18 protein-coding genes are annotated in these 14,603 nt (G+C 68.2%); 14 read left to right on the top strand and 4 right to left on the bottom strand.

The window, feature by feature from the left end:
* Position 1 precedes the first annotated feature (1 nt).
* Positions 2–1,042 (bottom strand): DUF4328 domain-containing protein, encoded by a 1,041-nt coding sequence (locus tag OCU_RS25950; RefSeq protein ID WP_036457979.1) that lies wholly within the window; start codon positions 1,040–1,042, stop codon positions 2–4.
* A 466-nt stretch (positions 1,043–1,508) separates the two neighbouring features.
* Here OCU_RS25950 and OCU_RS51355 point away from each other — a divergent pair, with 466 nt between their 5' ends.
* From OCU_RS51355 to rraA, 9 genes are all read left to right on the top strand, one after another.
* Positions 1,509–1,664 carry a hypothetical protein gene (locus OCU_RS51355; protein WP_008262955.1) on the top strand — a complete coding sequence of 52 codons (156 nt, stop codon included), beginning with the start codon at positions 1,509–1,511 and terminating at the stop codon, positions 1,662–1,664.
* A 145-nt stretch (positions 1,665–1,809) separates the two neighbouring features.
* On the top strand, positions 1,810–2,433 hold the full coding sequence (locus tag OCU_RS25945; protein WP_007771867.1) for a superoxide dismutase: 624 nt from the start codon (positions 1,810–1,812) through the stop codon (positions 2,431–2,433).
* 196 nt (positions 2,434–2,629) lie between these two features.
* On the top strand, positions 2,630–3,163 hold the full coding sequence (locus OCU_RS25940) for a hypothetical protein (RefSeq protein ID WP_008262953.1): 534 nt from the start codon (positions 2,630–2,632) through the stop codon (positions 3,161–3,163).
* A 583-nt stretch (positions 3,164–3,746) separates the two neighbouring features.
* Positions 3,747–4,145 (top strand): secretion protein EspR, encoded by a 399-nt coding sequence (locus tag OCU_RS25930; protein WP_008262950.1) that lies wholly within the window; start codon positions 3,747–3,749, stop codon positions 4,143–4,145.
* A gap of 120 nt (positions 4,146–4,265) precedes the next feature.
* Positions 4,266–4,922 (top strand): DUF6474 family protein, encoded by a 657-nt coding sequence (locus OCU_RS25925; protein WP_014378840.1) that lies wholly within the window; start codon positions 4,266–4,268, stop codon positions 4,920–4,922.
* A 28-nt stretch (positions 4,923–4,950) separates the two neighbouring features.
* Positions 4,951–5,619: a YcnI family copper-binding membrane protein gene (locus tag OCU_RS25920; protein WP_009955499.1), complete on the top strand. Its 669-nt coding sequence runs from the start codon at positions 4,951–4,953 to the stop codon at positions 5,617–5,619.
* Positions 5,616–6,119: a copper resistance CopC family protein gene (locus tag OCU_RS25915; RefSeq protein WP_009955498.1), complete on the top strand. Its 504-nt coding sequence runs from the start codon at positions 5,616–5,618 to the stop codon at positions 6,117–6,119. Before OCU_RS25920 ends, OCU_RS25915 begins: the two co-directional genes overlap by 4 nt.
* Positions 6,120–6,207: 88 nt before the next feature.
* A complete protein-coding gene (locus OCU_RS25910) occupies positions 6,208–6,648 on the top strand; it encodes an Rv3852 family protein (protein WP_009955496.1) in 441 nt (146 codons plus the stop codon).
* Positions 6,649–6,673: 25 nt separating this feature from the next.
* Positions 6,674–7,159, top strand: coding sequence for a ribonuclease E activity regulator RraA (gene rraA, locus OCU_RS25905; RefSeq protein ID WP_009955495.1), 486 nt, complete (start codon positions 6,674–6,676; stop codon positions 7,157–7,159).
* Here the strand turns inward: rraA and OCU_RS25900 are convergent.
* Positions 7,156–8,625 (bottom strand): flavin-containing monooxygenase, encoded by a 1,470-nt coding sequence (locus tag OCU_RS25900; protein WP_014378839.1) that lies wholly within the window; start codon positions 8,623–8,625, stop codon positions 7,156–7,158. The two genes, rraA and OCU_RS25900, sit on opposite strands and share 4 nt — an antisense overlap.
* Positions 8,626–8,700: 75 nt before the next feature.
* Between OCU_RS25900 and OCU_RS25895 the strand changes: the two genes are divergently transcribed.
* From OCU_RS25895 to OCU_RS25880, 4 genes are all read left to right on the top strand, one after another.
* Entirely contained in the window at positions 8,701–9,339 is a 639-nt protein-coding gene (locus tag OCU_RS25895; RefSeq protein ID WP_009955493.1) for a TetR/AcrR family transcriptional regulator, read from the top strand.
* 30 nt (positions 9,340–9,369) lie between these two features.
* A complete protein-coding gene (gene dinB / locus OCU_RS25890; RefSeq protein WP_014378838.1) occupies positions 9,370–10,584 on the top strand; it encodes a DNA polymerase IV in 1,215 nt (404 codons plus the stop codon).
* 159 nt (positions 10,585–10,743) lie between these two features.
* Positions 10,744–11,499 (top strand): YoaK family protein, encoded by a 756-nt coding sequence (locus tag OCU_RS25885; protein ID WP_008262924.1) that lies wholly within the window; start codon positions 10,744–10,746, stop codon positions 11,497–11,499.
* A gap of 147 nt (positions 11,500–11,646) precedes the next feature.
* Complete coding sequence (locus OCU_RS25880; protein WP_009956992.1) at positions 11,647–12,138, top strand: SpoIIAA family protein; 492 nt, start codon at positions 11,647–11,649, stop codon at positions 12,136–12,138.
* 22 nt (positions 12,139–12,160) lie between these two features.
* Here the strand turns inward: OCU_RS25880 and OCU_RS25875 are convergent, their stop codons facing one another.
* Together OCU_RS25875 and OCU_RS25870 are read right to left on the bottom strand one after the other, a co-directional pair.
* Positions 12,161–13,168, bottom strand: a complete 1,008-nt coding sequence (locus tag OCU_RS25875) for a PHP domain-containing protein (protein ID WP_009956993.1) — start codon at positions 13,166–13,168, stop codon at positions 12,161–12,163.
* Positions 13,169–13,199: 31 nt separating this feature from the next.
* Positions 13,200–13,640, bottom strand: a complete 441-nt coding sequence (locus tag OCU_RS25870) for a hypothetical protein (RefSeq protein WP_008262917.1) — start codon at positions 13,638–13,640, stop codon at positions 13,200–13,202.
* A gap of 51 nt (positions 13,641–13,691) precedes the next feature.
* Between OCU_RS25870 and OCU_RS25865 the strand changes: the two genes are divergently transcribed.
* The gene (locus OCU_RS25865) at positions 13,692–14,543 is read left to right on the top strand and encodes an LLM class F420-dependent oxidoreductase (protein WP_009956994.1); all 852 of its coding nucleotides are present in this window, start codon (positions 13,692–13,694) and stop codon (positions 14,541–14,543) included.
* Positions 14,544–14,603: the final 60 nt, after the last annotated feature.

Genomic DNA, 14,603 nt, shown 5'->3' with positions numbered 1-14,603 from the left:
CCTATGCTGCCGGTTCCTGCCCCTCTAACTCAACTGGGCCGGCCGAAGCCGGTGCGGGGGCGCCGTCGTCGGGAACCATGACCCACCGATGCGCGGGACGCGCGACGGGTTTGCGATGGAAGCCCTCGAAAATGCGGGTCGCGGCCGCCAGGGTGGCGGCCGCGAGCAGGTAGGCGACGACCATCAGGACGGTGTTGTTGGCGATGCCCTGCGCGTCGGTGGCGAAGCTGGTCACGATGGCAGCGATGGAGACGGCGTAGCTGCAGACCCACGCGATCCACCACTGCAGGACGGGTCCGCGTAGCCGCACCCAATGGTCTTCGAGCAGGGCCAGCTCGATCACGTAGACCGGGGCCCACAAGAGATTGGCCAGCGGCACGACGCAGCCGGCCCACAGTGCCCGCGGCGAGCGCGGCTCCGGCAGCCCGTGATGGGCGAACGCGGCGGCGCGCCGCGCGATCAGCCAACGGATCAGGAGCACGCCCGACGCGATCACCGCCGCGCCCGCCCCCACGCTGGCGAGCACGCCCAGCCAGTCGGCCGCGAGGGCCACCCACGAATTCAGCAGGGTGTTCCGGTTGATGACCAGCAGCACATAGCGGACGACGTAAACCAGGGCGGCGATGCTGAGGACCAGCACGCTCACGAATGAGGTGGTGCGGATGACCTGCCCCGTCGGCCCCGCCGCCGCGGGCGCTGCGCCGGCGGCGGGCGCCTGCTCGACGCGGTCCGCCAAACTCCAACGCGGTATCACCGTGTAGCGCGGCGTGGGCCCGAGGGGGCGCCGGGCGTGTCGGGCCGGCGGCGCGGCGCCGGGACGCACCGCGATCCAGCGATAGCCGGGCGGCAGCCGTGGCGGGGTGCGCTGCCACCCCGGAGACCGCTGGGGTCCGGCCGGGGGCGGGGCGCCCGCGGAGGCCCACCGCGGGTCGGCGGGCGGCGACTGAGGCGCCATGAGGGCGCCGCGGCAGCGGGGACACCACTCGCGTTGCCGGTCGCGCACGTTCCAGCGGGTGCCGCACTGGGAGCACACCTGGATCACCGGACCAGACTAGCGCCGCGACGATGCGCGCAGCGGAACGCGGGGCGCTGAGGAGCGGCGCTCGAGGGGGCGTGGGCAACGTAATCGGCCGCCGCGGACTATCCACAGTTTCCACAGGTTTATCCACATAGGCCCCCGGGGTATAGAGAACCATCGCTACTGCCTCTGGCGCCGAACTGTGGTGTAACTGTGGATAACATCGCGGTGTTGCACGCATGTCTTAAACAGTCCAAGCCGCCCGTGTGAGCGAAATGGATTGCCCCACTAAGCATCGGCGCGACGGCGCCCGCGCCGCCCCGGCTCCCGTCCCGACGTCTTGTAACCACCCACGTCCCGGTCCTCGCTAACCCGCAGCTCAGGGCGCTATTTTTTCAACTTCGCCGCAAAGCGCTATGATCGCGTTCTCGTAAGTGTTTGTGACTCACCTCACTCACCGTGAGGTGAACCGGGGGGTGGAAGGCGATTGATGGCCACGCATTCGTTCGGTCCGGGTTCACCGGCCGCGTCGAAGTCGTATTGCGGCTCGCCCGCGTGGAATCACAGCTACACCATCGCGGCGCTGCGCGCCGGACTGATCGCACTGGCCTTACTGGCCGTGCTCGCGGTCATCGTCTTGTTCTGAACTGACCCCGAGCGGGTATCCGCCCTGCGGCTCAGAGGGGTCATTCTTGCGGTGCGCGCGCTCATGGAGCAGGGTTGATAACGGTCGGCCGCCGCAAGGCGCCCCGTGACTGAGCGTCAAGACGATAATCGAAGAAAGGAACGCCGTGGCTGAATACACCCTGCCCGACTTGGACTGGGACTACGCAGCGTTGGAACCGCACATCTCAGGCCAGATCAACGAGATCCACCACAGTAAGCACCACGCCACCTACGTCAAAGGCGTGAACGACGCTCTGTCCAAGCTCGAAGAGGCCCGTGCCAACGAAGATCACGCTGCGATCTTCCTGAACGAAAAGAACCTGGCCTTTCACCTGGGCGGCCACGTCAACCACTCCATCTGGTGGAAGAACCTGTCGCCGGACGGCGGCGACAAGCCGACCGGCGAATTGGCCGCCGCGATCGACGACGCCTTCGGATCCTTCGACCGGTTCCGCGCGCAGTTCAGCGCGGCCGCCAACGGCCTGCAGGGGTCGGGCTGGGCGGTGCTGGGCTACGACACCCTCGGCAACCGGCTGCTGACCTTCCAGCTCTACGACCAGCAGGCCAACGTGCCGCTGGGCATCATTCCGCTGCTGCAGGTCGACATGTGGGAGCACGCTTTCTACCTGCAGTACAAGAACGTCAAGGCGGACTACGTCAAGGCGTTCTGGAACGTCGTCAACTGGGCCGATGTGCAGAAGCGCTACGCCGCGGCGACCTCGAAAACCCAGGGCCTGATTTTCGGCTGACTTTTATTTCGATCGGCGGGGGCGTCGCGCGGATTGCGCGGCGCCCCAGTCGTTTGTGTGGCCCCGCAGCGGGTCGATCTGAAGATCCGCGACGCTGACCGTGTCGTGTTGCACGGCGCCTAATCCGCAGGCATTCTTAATTATTCGGACTACCAGTGTGGTTATTCCCAACGGAGGCGTCGCGCGGAGGTCGGAGATGGAAACTGGGTCGGATCGACCGATCGGGGTCTCCCCGTTCCATTCTCGTGGGTCCCTGAAGGGGTTCCTGATCTCCGGCCGTTGGCCCGATTCGACGAAAGAATGGGCCCAGCTGCTCATGGTCGCGGTCCGGATCGCGTCGTTGCCCGGGTTGCTCTCCACCACAACGGTGTTCGGCGCCCGCGAAGAACTGCCCGACGAACCCGAACCGGACACGGTCGGCCTGGTGCTGGCCGAGGGCACGGTCTTTGGTGAATCGGCAATCCAGCCAGGCTATTTCGCCGACCATCAGCCCCCCGCGCTACTCATGCTGCATCCGCCGTCGGAAACCACGCCGTCGCTGCCCGAATGCACGGGGGCGGCATCGGGATGCGTATTGCTGCCCGGGTTGCCCTATCTCGGCCTGGAACACCGGGCGGCCTGGGTGGAGGCAGAAGCCGACGGCACCATCACGTCGATGGTGAGCCGGGTCGGCGTCGATCCGATCAGCCATCCCGACACGGCGATTTTGGCGATGCTGCTCGCCGCCTAGCGAGAACACGGCGGCGCGAATGGCGATTCGCCTTCCCGGCCGCGAGGAGGCGCTTCGCGCCCGCGGGGATCACGCGACCGGACCGCTCTGGCGACCGTCACGTCGGGCGGCGGTCAGCGGTGGACCGGTCGTGGATGAGCGCAACCCCGACGGCGCCCACTAAGTTAACGGCCCCTCGACCATCGGTGTCCACCATGCGGCCGGCGGGTTGCGGCGCGCCCTCGATGGCCAGGTTTCGGGCCCGGCAGCAAATGGCGTACCGGATCGGGCCAGCTTGCCGGTCCGTTGCGGTGCAATCGCCCAGCACGGCGCGGGCCCTCGCAACGGCCCCCACGAGGCGCCCGGCCCGCCACTTCGGGACGGGTGTCCGATTCTGCGGATAACCTGTGAGTTCCATGGATTTTGTGGACACCTCAGCGAATCAGTTAGACGCTCGTCAAGTGGGGAGTTGGTGGGCGTCGGCTGTGCCGCTCGGGAATCCTTCGGGGTTTGCACCTGGTTACCCTTACCAAGCCTCGCTACCATGATCAGCAAATACACCTAGGTAATAGTTCGCTTCTACAGCCCAGTGGAGGTCATATCAATGAGCACGACGTTCGCTGCTCGCCTGAACCGCCTGTTCGACACGGTGTATCCGCCTGGACGCGGTGCGCACACCTCCGCGGAAGTGATCGCGGCGCTCAAGGCGGAGGGCATAACGATGTCGGCTCCCTACTTGTCGCAGTTGCGTTCCGGCAACCGCACCAACCCGTCCTCGGCGACGATGGCCGCCCTGGCCAACTTCTTCCGCATCAAGCCGGCTTACTTCACCGACGACGAGTACTACGAGAAGCTCGACAAGGAATTGTCGTGGCTGGCCACGGCGCGCGACGACAACGTGCGCCGCATCGCGATGCGCACGGCCGAGCTCTCCCCCGAGGCCCAGCGCGAGGTCATGGAGCGCGTCAACGAGCTGCGCCGCGCGGAGCACCTGGACGCCTAGCGGCCTCGGCCAGCCCTGGGGGGCTGGCGCCCGCCCATTCCGATTAGGGTTGGCAAACGGATCGCGAACGCGAGAGCGTTAGACGACGATTGCCAGCGAGATACCGGGAGGCGGCCGGGAATGGCCCTGTTCGGCAAGCGAAAGAGCCGCGCGACGCGTCGCGCTGAAGCCCGCGCCATCAAGGCCCGCGCGAAGCTCGAGGCCAAGCTGGCCGCGAAAAACGAGGTGCGGCGCGCCAAGTCCGCCCAACGGGCGGAGAACAAGGCGCTCAGGGCCCAGATCAAGGCGCAGCGCGACAGTGACCGCAACGCGCTCAAAGTCGCTGAGGCCCAACTCAAGGCGGCGCGGGAGGGCAAGATCTTCTCCCCGACCCGGATCCGCCGCGTGCTGACGGTCTCGCGGCTGCTCGCACCGATCCTCACCCCGGTGATCTACCGGTTGGCCGTCTCGGCGCGCGCGCTGATCGATCAGCGCCGCGCGGACCGGCTCGGAATCCCGCTGGCTCAGATCGGCCAGTTCTCCGGCCCCGGCGCCCAGCTGTCGGCCCGCATCGCGGGGGCCGAGAGGTCGTTGCGGTCGGTGCAGGACAAGAAGCCCAAGGACGCCGAGACGAAGGCGTTCGTGGTCGCCATCACCGAGCGGCTCACCGATCTGTCGGCGGCCGTCACCGCCGCGGAGAATCTGCCCGCCGCGCGTCGCCGGGCGGCCCACGCCGCGATCTCGTCGCAGCTCGAAGGCATCGAGGCCGATCTGATGGCCCGCCTCGGGTTGAGCTGACCGACCCCACGAAAGGCAATCTCCTCCCATGTCAATCCACGGCAGGTGGATCCCGCGCATCCTGTTCGCGGCCGGCGCGGTCGTCGTCCTGGCCCTCGGGTCGGCGCTGCAGTCGCCGACGGCGTCGGCGCACGTCCACGCCAGCAGCGACAATCCGGTGCGCGGCGCCATGGCCCTGGTCACCTTCCAGGTGCCCAACGAATCGAACGTCGGGGCCGCCACCACCGCCTTGACCGTCGCCCTGCCCGGCGTCGCCTCGGCGCGCACCGAAAGCATGCCGGGCTGGACGGCCAGGCTCGACCGCGACGCGGCGTCCGGTGCCGTCCGCTCGGTGACATGGACGGCCGCCCCCGGCGGGGGGATCGCCGCTGACCAATTCGCGCTGTTCCGGTTATCCGTGAAGTTGCCCGACACCGACACCGTCAGCTTCCCGGCCACGCAGTCCTACGCCGACGGGACCGTCGTGAAGTGGGATCAGGCGCCGCTGCCCGACGGCGGCGAGCCCGAACACCCGGCGCCCATGCTCACCCTTGCCACCGGGCCGGCGGGGTCACACCACCACCATGGGACGCCCGACCAAGCGACCGAACCGGCGCGGCCCCACGCGGCCGACAACACCGCGCGATTGTTGGGCGGCGCCGCTCTGGTGGTCGCCGCGCTGGGCGTCGCGATCGCGTTGATCCGCCGCCGCCCGTGAAACGGCTGGCGTTCGGCGCGTGCGTGAGCGCCATGTTCGCGATGGCCACGCTCACCGCGCCGGTGTCGTCGGCGCACGCCACGCGGATCGCCACCGACCCCGCGGCCAACGCGGTGCTGGCCTCCGGCCCGCAGCGGGTCAGCGCGACCTTCAACGAGCAGTTGCAGACCACGTTCGCCGCGATGACGGTGGTCGGCCCGGACGGCAACGTGTGGTCCGCCGGCGAGCCCACCGTGGCCGGCGCGATGGTCAGCATCGCCCTGCGTCCACTGGGACCGTCCGGCACGTACACGGTGAACTACCGGGTGACCTCCGCGGACGGCCACGTGGTGTCCGGGTCCTGGTCGTTCCAGCTCACGGTGTCCGGCACCGGCACGCCCGGGCCACCGGTTGCCGGCGGCGGGGGCGGCGGCGGTGACGTCCCCGTCTGGCCGTTCGTGGCGGCCGCGTTGGCGCTCGTCGCGGGCGGCGCCTGGTGGGCGGTGCGGCACAGGCGGTGATCGAGGCGCCGTCACGCGTGCTGGCATGATGGGGTCGAGATCCCTGAGCTAGGGAAACGACGACAGAGGAAGCTCAAGGAGCGGCCGCATGGCAGACCCGCAGGACCCCACCAACAGCGCGCCCGACGGCGCCGGCACTCCGCCGGAGAAGAAACCGCCCGCCAAGGCGGCGAAAAAGACCGCGAAGGCGCCCGCCAAGAAGGCACCTGCGAAGAAGGCGCCCGCCAAAAAGGCGCCCGCCAAGAAAGCGCCCGCGAAGAAGGCGCCGGCCAAGAACGCCGAACCCGCACCCCCGGGGCCACCCGAGCCGCCGGCCGGCGTGCAGCAGCGGGCCGAAACCAATGGCGACCTCACGGCCGCCGCCAAAGACGCTGCCGCACAGGCGAAGTCCACCGTGGAAGCCGCCAACAACCCGGTCTCTCCCGCCGTCCCGGGCCCCGCGGTGGGCCAATCCCCGGTGCCGCTGATCGTCGCCGTGGCCGTCAGCCTGCTGGCCATCCTGCTCATCCGCCAGCTGCGCCGTCGCTGAGGGCGCGGGCGTTTACATGTCAGAAGTGACGGTGCCATTCCGGCCGACCGCCGACCTGGTCGACAGCATCGGCCCCGACGTGCGCAGCTGCGACACCCAATTCCGCCAGCTCGGCGGGCGCGCCGAGTTCGCCGGCCCGATCAGTACCGTGCGCTGCTTTCAGGACAATGCGCTGCTGAAGTCGGTGCTCTCGGAGCCCGGTGACGGCGGGATATTGGTGATCGACGGCGCCGGCTCGCTGCACACCGCGCTGGTGGGCGACGTCATCGCCGAGCTCGCGCGGTCCAACGGCTGGGCCGGGCTCATCATCAACGGCGCGGTGCGGGACTCCGCCGCGTTGCGGGGCATGAACATCGGCATCAAGGCGCTGGGCACCAATCCGCGCAAGAGCACCAAGACCGGCGCCGGCGAACGCGATGTCGAAATCACCCTGGGCGGTGTGACGTTCGTGCCCGGTGAGATCGCCTACAGCGACGACGACGGGATCGTCGTCGTCGCCACAGACTCCTAAACCGCCACCGGCGCAGGCTTTTTCGCGAACTTCAAGCCCTCGTCGTCGACCTTGCCGCGCCGGATCGTGCGCATGTCGAAGAAGTAGTTCTGCTTGAGCCGCCACGGCGCCCGCGATCCCGACTTGGGCAGCAGGTGCATCGACCGCCGGAAGTAGCCGGGAGTGAAGTCCATGAACGGCAACTCGTCCACGTCGTTGCCCGGATGCTGCGGCTCCACGAAGTCAAAACCCTTGGCGTCCATGTAGTTCAGCAGTCGGCAGACGAATTCGGAGACCAGGTCGGCCTTCAGCGTCCAGGACGCGTTGGTGTAGCCGAAGGTGATGGCGAAGTTCGGCACGCCGGAGAACATCAGGCCCTTGTAGGTCATCAGCGAGGTCAGGTCGATGTCCTCGCCGTTGCGGGTCGGCTTCACCCCGCCCAGCAACTGCATGTTCAATCCCGTTGCGGTGATGATGATGTCGGCCGCCAACTCCTCACCCGAGGTGAGCTTGATGCCGGTCTTGGTGAACCGGTCGATCGTGTCGGTGACGACGTCGGCCTTGCCGTGCCGGATGGTCCGGAAGAAGTCGCCGTCCGGCGCCAGGCACAGCCGCTCGTCCCAGACGTTATAGCGCGGCCCGAAGTGCTTCTCGACGTCGTAGCCCTGCGGCAGCCGTCGCTGCGCCATCGTCATCAACGTCTTGCGCATGTAGGCCGGGGCCTTGCGGGACAGCTGGTACTGGAAAGTGCTGAACGCGATGGCTTTCCAGCGGTTGGCCATGTGCGCGAGGCGCTCGGGCAGCAGCCGGTTGGCCTTCTCGGCGAAGGGGTCGACGCCGGGCAGCGACCCGATGTAGGTCGGCGAGCGCTGCAGCATCGTGACGTGACCGGCACCGGAGTTCACCAGGGCGGGGATCAGGGTGATCGCGGTCGCGCCGGATCCGATGACGACGATCCGCTTGCCCGCGTAGTCGAGGTCCTCCGGCCAGTGCTGCGGATGCACGATGGTGCCCCCGAAGTCGTCGGAGCCTTCGAAGGTGGGCGAGAACCCCTCGTCGTAGTTGTAGTAGCCGGTGCAGGCGAACAGCAACGAACAGGTCATCTCGCTGGTGCGGCCGTCGTTCTCGACCGTCAGCGTCCAGCGGTTGTCGACGTCGGACCAGTCGGCGGCCACCACCCGGTGGTTGTAGCGGATGTGCGGCTCGATCCGGTTCTCGACCGCGGCCTCCCTGATGTAGGCCTTGATCGACGCGCCGTCGGCGATCGACTTCGCCGAACGCCAGGGCTTGAACCGGAAGCCGAGGGTGAACATGTCCGAGTCCGATCGGATGCCCGGGTACTTGAAGAGGTCCCAGGTGCCGCCGAGGTCGGCGCGGCGCTCGAGGATGGCGTAGCTCTTGGTCGGGCAGCGTTCCTGCAGGTGCCAGGCCGCGCTCACACCGGAGATGCCGGCGCCCACGATGAGGACGTCAAGGTGCTCAGTCATACGGCCACGCTATCAACACGGTGTTGAATCGGTCAACACCGTGTCGAACTCTCGACGCCGTGTAAAGTAGCGGCCGTGACTACCGTCGGTTCCGCCCGCACCCACCGGGGCAGGCGCTCGGCGCGCCCGTCCGGCGACGACCGCGAACTGGCCATTTTGACCACCGCCGAACGGTTGCTGCAGGAACGCCCACTCGCCGACATCTCCGTCGACGACCTCGCCAAGGGGGCCGGGCTGTCCCGGCCGACGTTCTACTTCTATTTCCCGTCCAAGGACGCGGTGCTGTTCACCCTGTTCGAGCGGGTGATCATGGAGGCAGACTCCGCGCTGGAGTCGCTGGTCGCCAGCCCGCCCGCCGACCTGAAAGCGTTGTGGCGCATCGGGATCAACGTGTTTGTCGAGACCTTCGGCACGCATCGCGCGGTGTCGCTGGCCGCCGATGCCGCGCGCACCAACAAGGACGTCGGCGAGCTGTGGTCACGCTTCATGCAGAAATGGGTCGACCACATCACCACCGTGATCGAAGCCGAGCGCGCGCGCGGCGCCGCGCCGGTGACACTGCCGGCGCGCAACCTGTCCGCGGCACTGAACCTGCTCAACGAAAAGGTCATGCTCAGCGCGTTCGCCGGCGGGCGACCGTCGGTGCCCAGCGAGCAACTGCTCGACACGCTGGTGCACATCTGGGTCAGCAGCGTGTACGGCGAGGCCTGCTGAAACGGGTTTGTCGGCGCCTTGTGCGAACATATGTTCGTGCGGTGTGACCCGTCCATTCTGCACGCGGACCTGGATTCCTTCTACGCGTCCGTCGAACAGCGCGACGACCCGGCCCTGCGCGGGCGCCCGGTGATCGTCGGCGGCGGCGTGGTGCTGGCCGCGAGCTACGAGGCCAAGGCCTACGGCGTGCGCACGGCCATGGGCGGGGCGCAGGCGCGGCGGTTGTGCCCCGCCGCCGTGGTGGTGCCGCCGCGGATGAGCGCCTACAGCCGCGCCAGCGACGCCGTCTTCGAGGTATTCCGTGATTGCACCCCGATCGTGGAAGCGCTGTCGGTCGACGAGGCCTTCCTCGACGTCGGCGGGCTGCGCCGGGTCAGCGGCACGCCGGTGGCGATCGCCGAGCGGTTGCGCGCCGACGTGCGCGAGCGGGTCGGGCTGCCGATCACCGTCGGGATCGCCCGGACCAAGTTCCTTGCCAAGGTCGCCAGCCAGGAGGCCAAGCCCGACGGGCTGCTGCTGGTGCCCCCCGATCAGGAGTTGACGTTTTTGCGGCCGCTGCCGGTGCGCCGGCTGTGGGGCGTGGGCGCGGTGACCGCCGAGAAGCTGCATGCGCACGGCATCGTCACCGTGGCCGACGTCGCCGAGCTCAGCGAGTCGGCGCTGGGCTCGATGGTCGGTGGCGCGATGGGTCGTCAGCTCTATGCGCTGTCGCGCAACATCGACCGCCGGCGGGTCACCGCCGGCGTTGGTCGCCGCTCCGTCGGGGCGCAGCGAGCGCTGGGCCGCTCCGGTAATGCCATGTCGCCTAACGAGATCGACGCCGTGGTGGTGAACTTGATCGACCGCATCACCGGCCGCATGCGCGCCGCCGGGCGCACCGGCCGCACGGTGGTGCTGCGGCTGCGCTTCGACGACTTCACCAGGGCCACGCGCTCGCACACCCTGCCGTGGGCCACGTCGGCCACGGCGCCCATCCTGGCCGCCGCGCGGCGCCTGGTCGCGGGCGCGGCGCCGCTGATCGCGCAGCGCGGCCTGACGCTGGTCGGGTTCGCGGTGTCGGGCATCGACCGCAGCGGCGCCCAGCAGCTGATGCTGCCGTTCGGCGAAGCGAGCCGGCGCGCTGCCGGCGACGACATCGACGCCGCCATCGACCGGGTGCGCCGGCGCTATGGCAAGTCGGCGCTCACCCCCGCGGTGCTATTGGGGCGCGATCCGGGCTTCGAGATGCCGCACCTGCCCGACTGACGGGTCGTCGGTGTTTTCACTAATTATTCAATTACTCTTTGCCGCATGCCTTTTCGATGATTTGAGGTTGATTTGAATCAGCCTCGCGACCCCGCTTGTGCGGCGGCCCGCTTGTTAGGTTGGCGTAAACCCGACCTCGAAAGTGAGCAACTGAATCCGATGCCGCCGCACCAATCCCGCGACACCGGCCTGCCCCGCGAAGGTCTCCTGCTCGGTTACAGCGCGTTACTCGCCTTATCCGCGGGCTTCGTCAATGCCGTGGCGCTGCTGATCTTGGCGGTGCCCGTCGGCAATCTGACCGGGATCACCACCCAGCTGGGCATGCACACGGCCAACCCATGGCTGTACGAAGGCCACGTGCTCGGCGCAATCTTTCTGGGCTTCCTGATGGGAGCGGCCATAGCCGGGGCGATCCTCGCACCCACCGATGCCCTTGCGGGCCCACGCCACGCCGCCGTGCTGTACCTCGAGGCAGGCTTGCTCGTGCTCGCCGCGGCCGGGGGAGCGGAGACCGTCGTCAGGGCACAGATCAATGCCCTGGGCGTCGAGCAGACCGCGGTGCAGGCGCTGTTCGCCGCCGCGGCGCTCGGCCTGCAAAACGGGATGACATCGAGCTTTCGCGGGATGGCGATCCGCACCACGCACTTCACCGGAACCATCACCGACCTCGGGCTGATCCTCGGCCGCAGCCGGATACACGGCATCAAGAACTGGAAAACGGCGATACTGGCCGCCACCCTGGTGTTATTCCTCGGCGGCGGCGTGGCCGGGATCATGTTCGGGGCTCAGTTGGGGGGTTACGCGCTGCTCATCCCGGCCGCGATCTGCGCGACCGTCGGCGCCGCAAACCTGCTGCAGGGCACCGTCCGCAGCGCCGCACCGGTTCCCGAGCGCGCCGAACGGGTGCGGGTCTGAGCGGCCGCGAACAACTGGCCGCCGCCGTGAGGCCGGCCCGTCCCGCACCGACAATACGACTTTCATGCGCGTGCCTAACCCAGTCGCGGAGCAGGGCCTATCCTAGCACTAGGCAATAATTGCACTAGGCAAATTAATGGGGGTCTCGTGCTGAAAGAACTGGCGAGCGTGCCCGCAGGAATTCAGGCCCTGGAGGCGGTTGGGACGGTGACGACGCAGGATTACGACCGGGTGTTTGCGCCGCTGGTCGATCGGGTGCGCCGAACGAAGGGACGGATGCGGCTGCTCTACCAATTCGGCCCGGGCTTCGAGCGGATCACGCCGGGCGCATTGTGGGCGGACACCCGACTTGGGGTGGGCTACCTGGCCGCGCTCGATGGGTGTGCTGTCGTGAGCGACATCGAGTGGATTCGGGCGCCCGCGCGCGGCATCGGTGCGTGGATGCCGTGCCCGCTGCGGGTGTATGGCAACGCCGAGCGCGACGACGCGGTCGCCTGGCTGGCCTCGCTGCCCCGCGGCGCCGAGGTGTCGAAGCGGGGCATGGCCAAGGCCTTCATCGGTGGCACCCTCGCTGCGGTGGGAAGCCTTGCGGGACTGGTCATTTCCGCGGGCACCAACGGCGGTCACGGGAGTCGTTGATCGCGGGACATCCGGCTCGCGGTCAGTTCGACCCGGTCCACTCCAGCAGCCGGTCGGCCGGCCAGGTGTTCACGATCCGGTCGGGGGGAACGCCCGCGTCCAGGGCGCGCTGCGCGCCGTAACCGAGGAAGTCCAGCTGGCCCGGGGCGTGGGCATCGGTGTCGATGCTGAACACGCAACCGATCTCCAGCGCCAGGTTGAGCAGGCGGGTCGGCGGGTCGCGCCGCTCCGGCCGGGAGTTGATCTCCACCGCGGTGCCGGACTCGCGGCACGCCGTGAACACCGCCTCGGCGTCGAACTTGGATTCCGGCCGGATGCCGCGGTTGCCGGACACCAGCCGGCCAGTGCAGTGGCCGAGCACGTCGGCGTGCGGGTTTTCGACCGCGCGCAGCATGCGCCGGGTCATCGCGGCGGAATCCATCGATAACTTGGAGTGCACGCTGGCCACCACGACGTCGAGGCGTTCCAGCAGTTCGGGTTCCTGGTCCAGGCTGCCGTCGTCGAGGATGTCGACCTCGATCCCGGTGAGGATGCGCATGGGCGCGAACGTCTCCTGCAGCCGGTCGATCACGTCGAGCTGCTTGCGTAACCGCTCCGGCGACAGGCCGTTGGCGATGGTCAGCCGCGGCGAATGGTCGGTCAGCGCGCAGTATTCGTGGCCCAGCGCCGCCGCCGCGGCCATCATCTCCTCGATCGGAGCGGAGCCGTCCGACCAGTTGGAGTGCAGGTGCAGGTCGCCGCGCAGCGCGGCACGAATGTCACCGCCACCGAGATCTTCTGCGGTGGAACGCAATTCGACCAGCAGGTCGGGTTCTCGGCCGGACCACGCCTGGTCGATGACCTTGGCGGTTTTGGGGCCGATTCCCGGCAGCGACTGCCAGCTGTTGGCCTGGCCGTGGCGTTCGCGCGCCGCGTCGTCGAGGCCCTCGATGATGTCGGCCGCGTTGCGGTAGGCCATCACGCGTCTCGGGTCGTGACGGCTCCGGTCCTTGTAGTAGGCGATCTGCCGCAGGGCCGCTACCGGATCCATGACTCCAGTGTGCCCGCCAGACCTCGGCGAGTTACAGCAGTTGGCCGACCACGAACCCGGCGAGCAGCACGCCGAACCCGCCGATTTCCCCGACGATCAGCGCGGCCATCGCCAATTCGGTGCTGCGGTCGGCGTTTTCGAATTGGTTGACGGTGTCGCGCCGTGCCCCGTGGGTGATGTAGGCGGCGATGGCCGCCACGAAGAAGAAGACGACGACGCCGGCGGCCGTCAGGTTCACCCACACCGGCCAGGCGCTCAGTTGTACGAAAACCGCGAGCAGCAGCGTCGCGAACGAATACAGCAGCGCCGCGCGATGCGCGATGTCGACGTAGGGATGCGCGAGATGATTCTCGGAGGTCATCATCCCGCGGTATTTCCAGATCCCGAGAACGAGCGCGAGCAGGAAGATCAGGCCCGCCGCCAGCAGCGTGAGCTTGGTGTCGATTCCCAGGGAGCAACAAGGGCAAGTCATAGCGCGGTCGAGTTTAGTTGCCCTTCATAAACGCCGACTAACGTCGTTGACATGCGATTCGCCTTCAAGACTTCTCCGCAGAACACCACCTGGGCCCAGATGCTGGCCGTCTGGCAGGCCGCAGACGACATCGACGTCTACGAATCCGGGTGGACCTTCGACCACTTCTACCCGATCTTCTCCGACAGCAGCGGGCCCTGTCTGGAGGGGTGGACGACGCTGACGGCGCTGGCACAGGCCACCACGCGATTGCGGCTGGGCACCCTGGTCACCGGGATCCACTACCGCCACCCCGCGGTGCTGGCCAACATGGCGGCCGCCCTCGACATCATCTCCAACGGGCGCCTCGAGCTGGGGATCGGCGCCGGCTGGAACGAGGAGGAATCCGGCGCCTACGGCATCGAGCTGGGCAGCATGAAGGAACGCTTCGACCGCTTCGAGGAAGCCTGCGAGGTGTTGACCAGCCTTTTGACCACGGACTGCTCCGATTTTCAAGGCAGGTTCTATCAGCTCAAGGGTGCCCGCAACGAGCCCAAGGGGCCGCAGCGTCCGCACCCCCCGATCTGCATCGGCGGCAGCGGCGAGAAGCGCACGCTGCGGATCACCGCCCGCTACGCCCAGCACTGGAACTTCGTCGGCGGCCCGCCCGACGTTTTCGCCCACAAGCGTGACGTCCTCGCCGCACACTGCGCGGACATCGGCCGCGATCCGAAGGAGATCACCCTCTCGGCGAACCTGCGCCTCGAGCCGGACCTCGACTACGGGAAGGTCGTCGCGGACGCCGCCGGACTCGCCGCCGAAGGGCTCGACCTCGGGATCGTCTACCTACCCCCGCCACACGACCCCGCCGTGCTGGAACCGCTCGCCGAGGCGATCCGCGATTCGGGATTACTCGACGGATAGCACCGATTTTCGGGCCCCGCCCCTGGCGCTCAGGCGAAAATCCCGCCCGCCGGGCGCGGA

The organism is Mycobacterium intracellulare ATCC 13950, assembly GCF_000277125.1.
In the GTDB taxonomy this organism is placed as follows: domain Bacteria; phylum Actinomycetota; class Actinomycetes; order Mycobacteriales; family Mycobacteriaceae; genus Mycobacterium; species Mycobacterium intracellulare.
The sequence above is the reverse complement of the archived record's forward strand: the minus strand, read 5'-3'. Positions and strand labels throughout refer to the sequence as shown.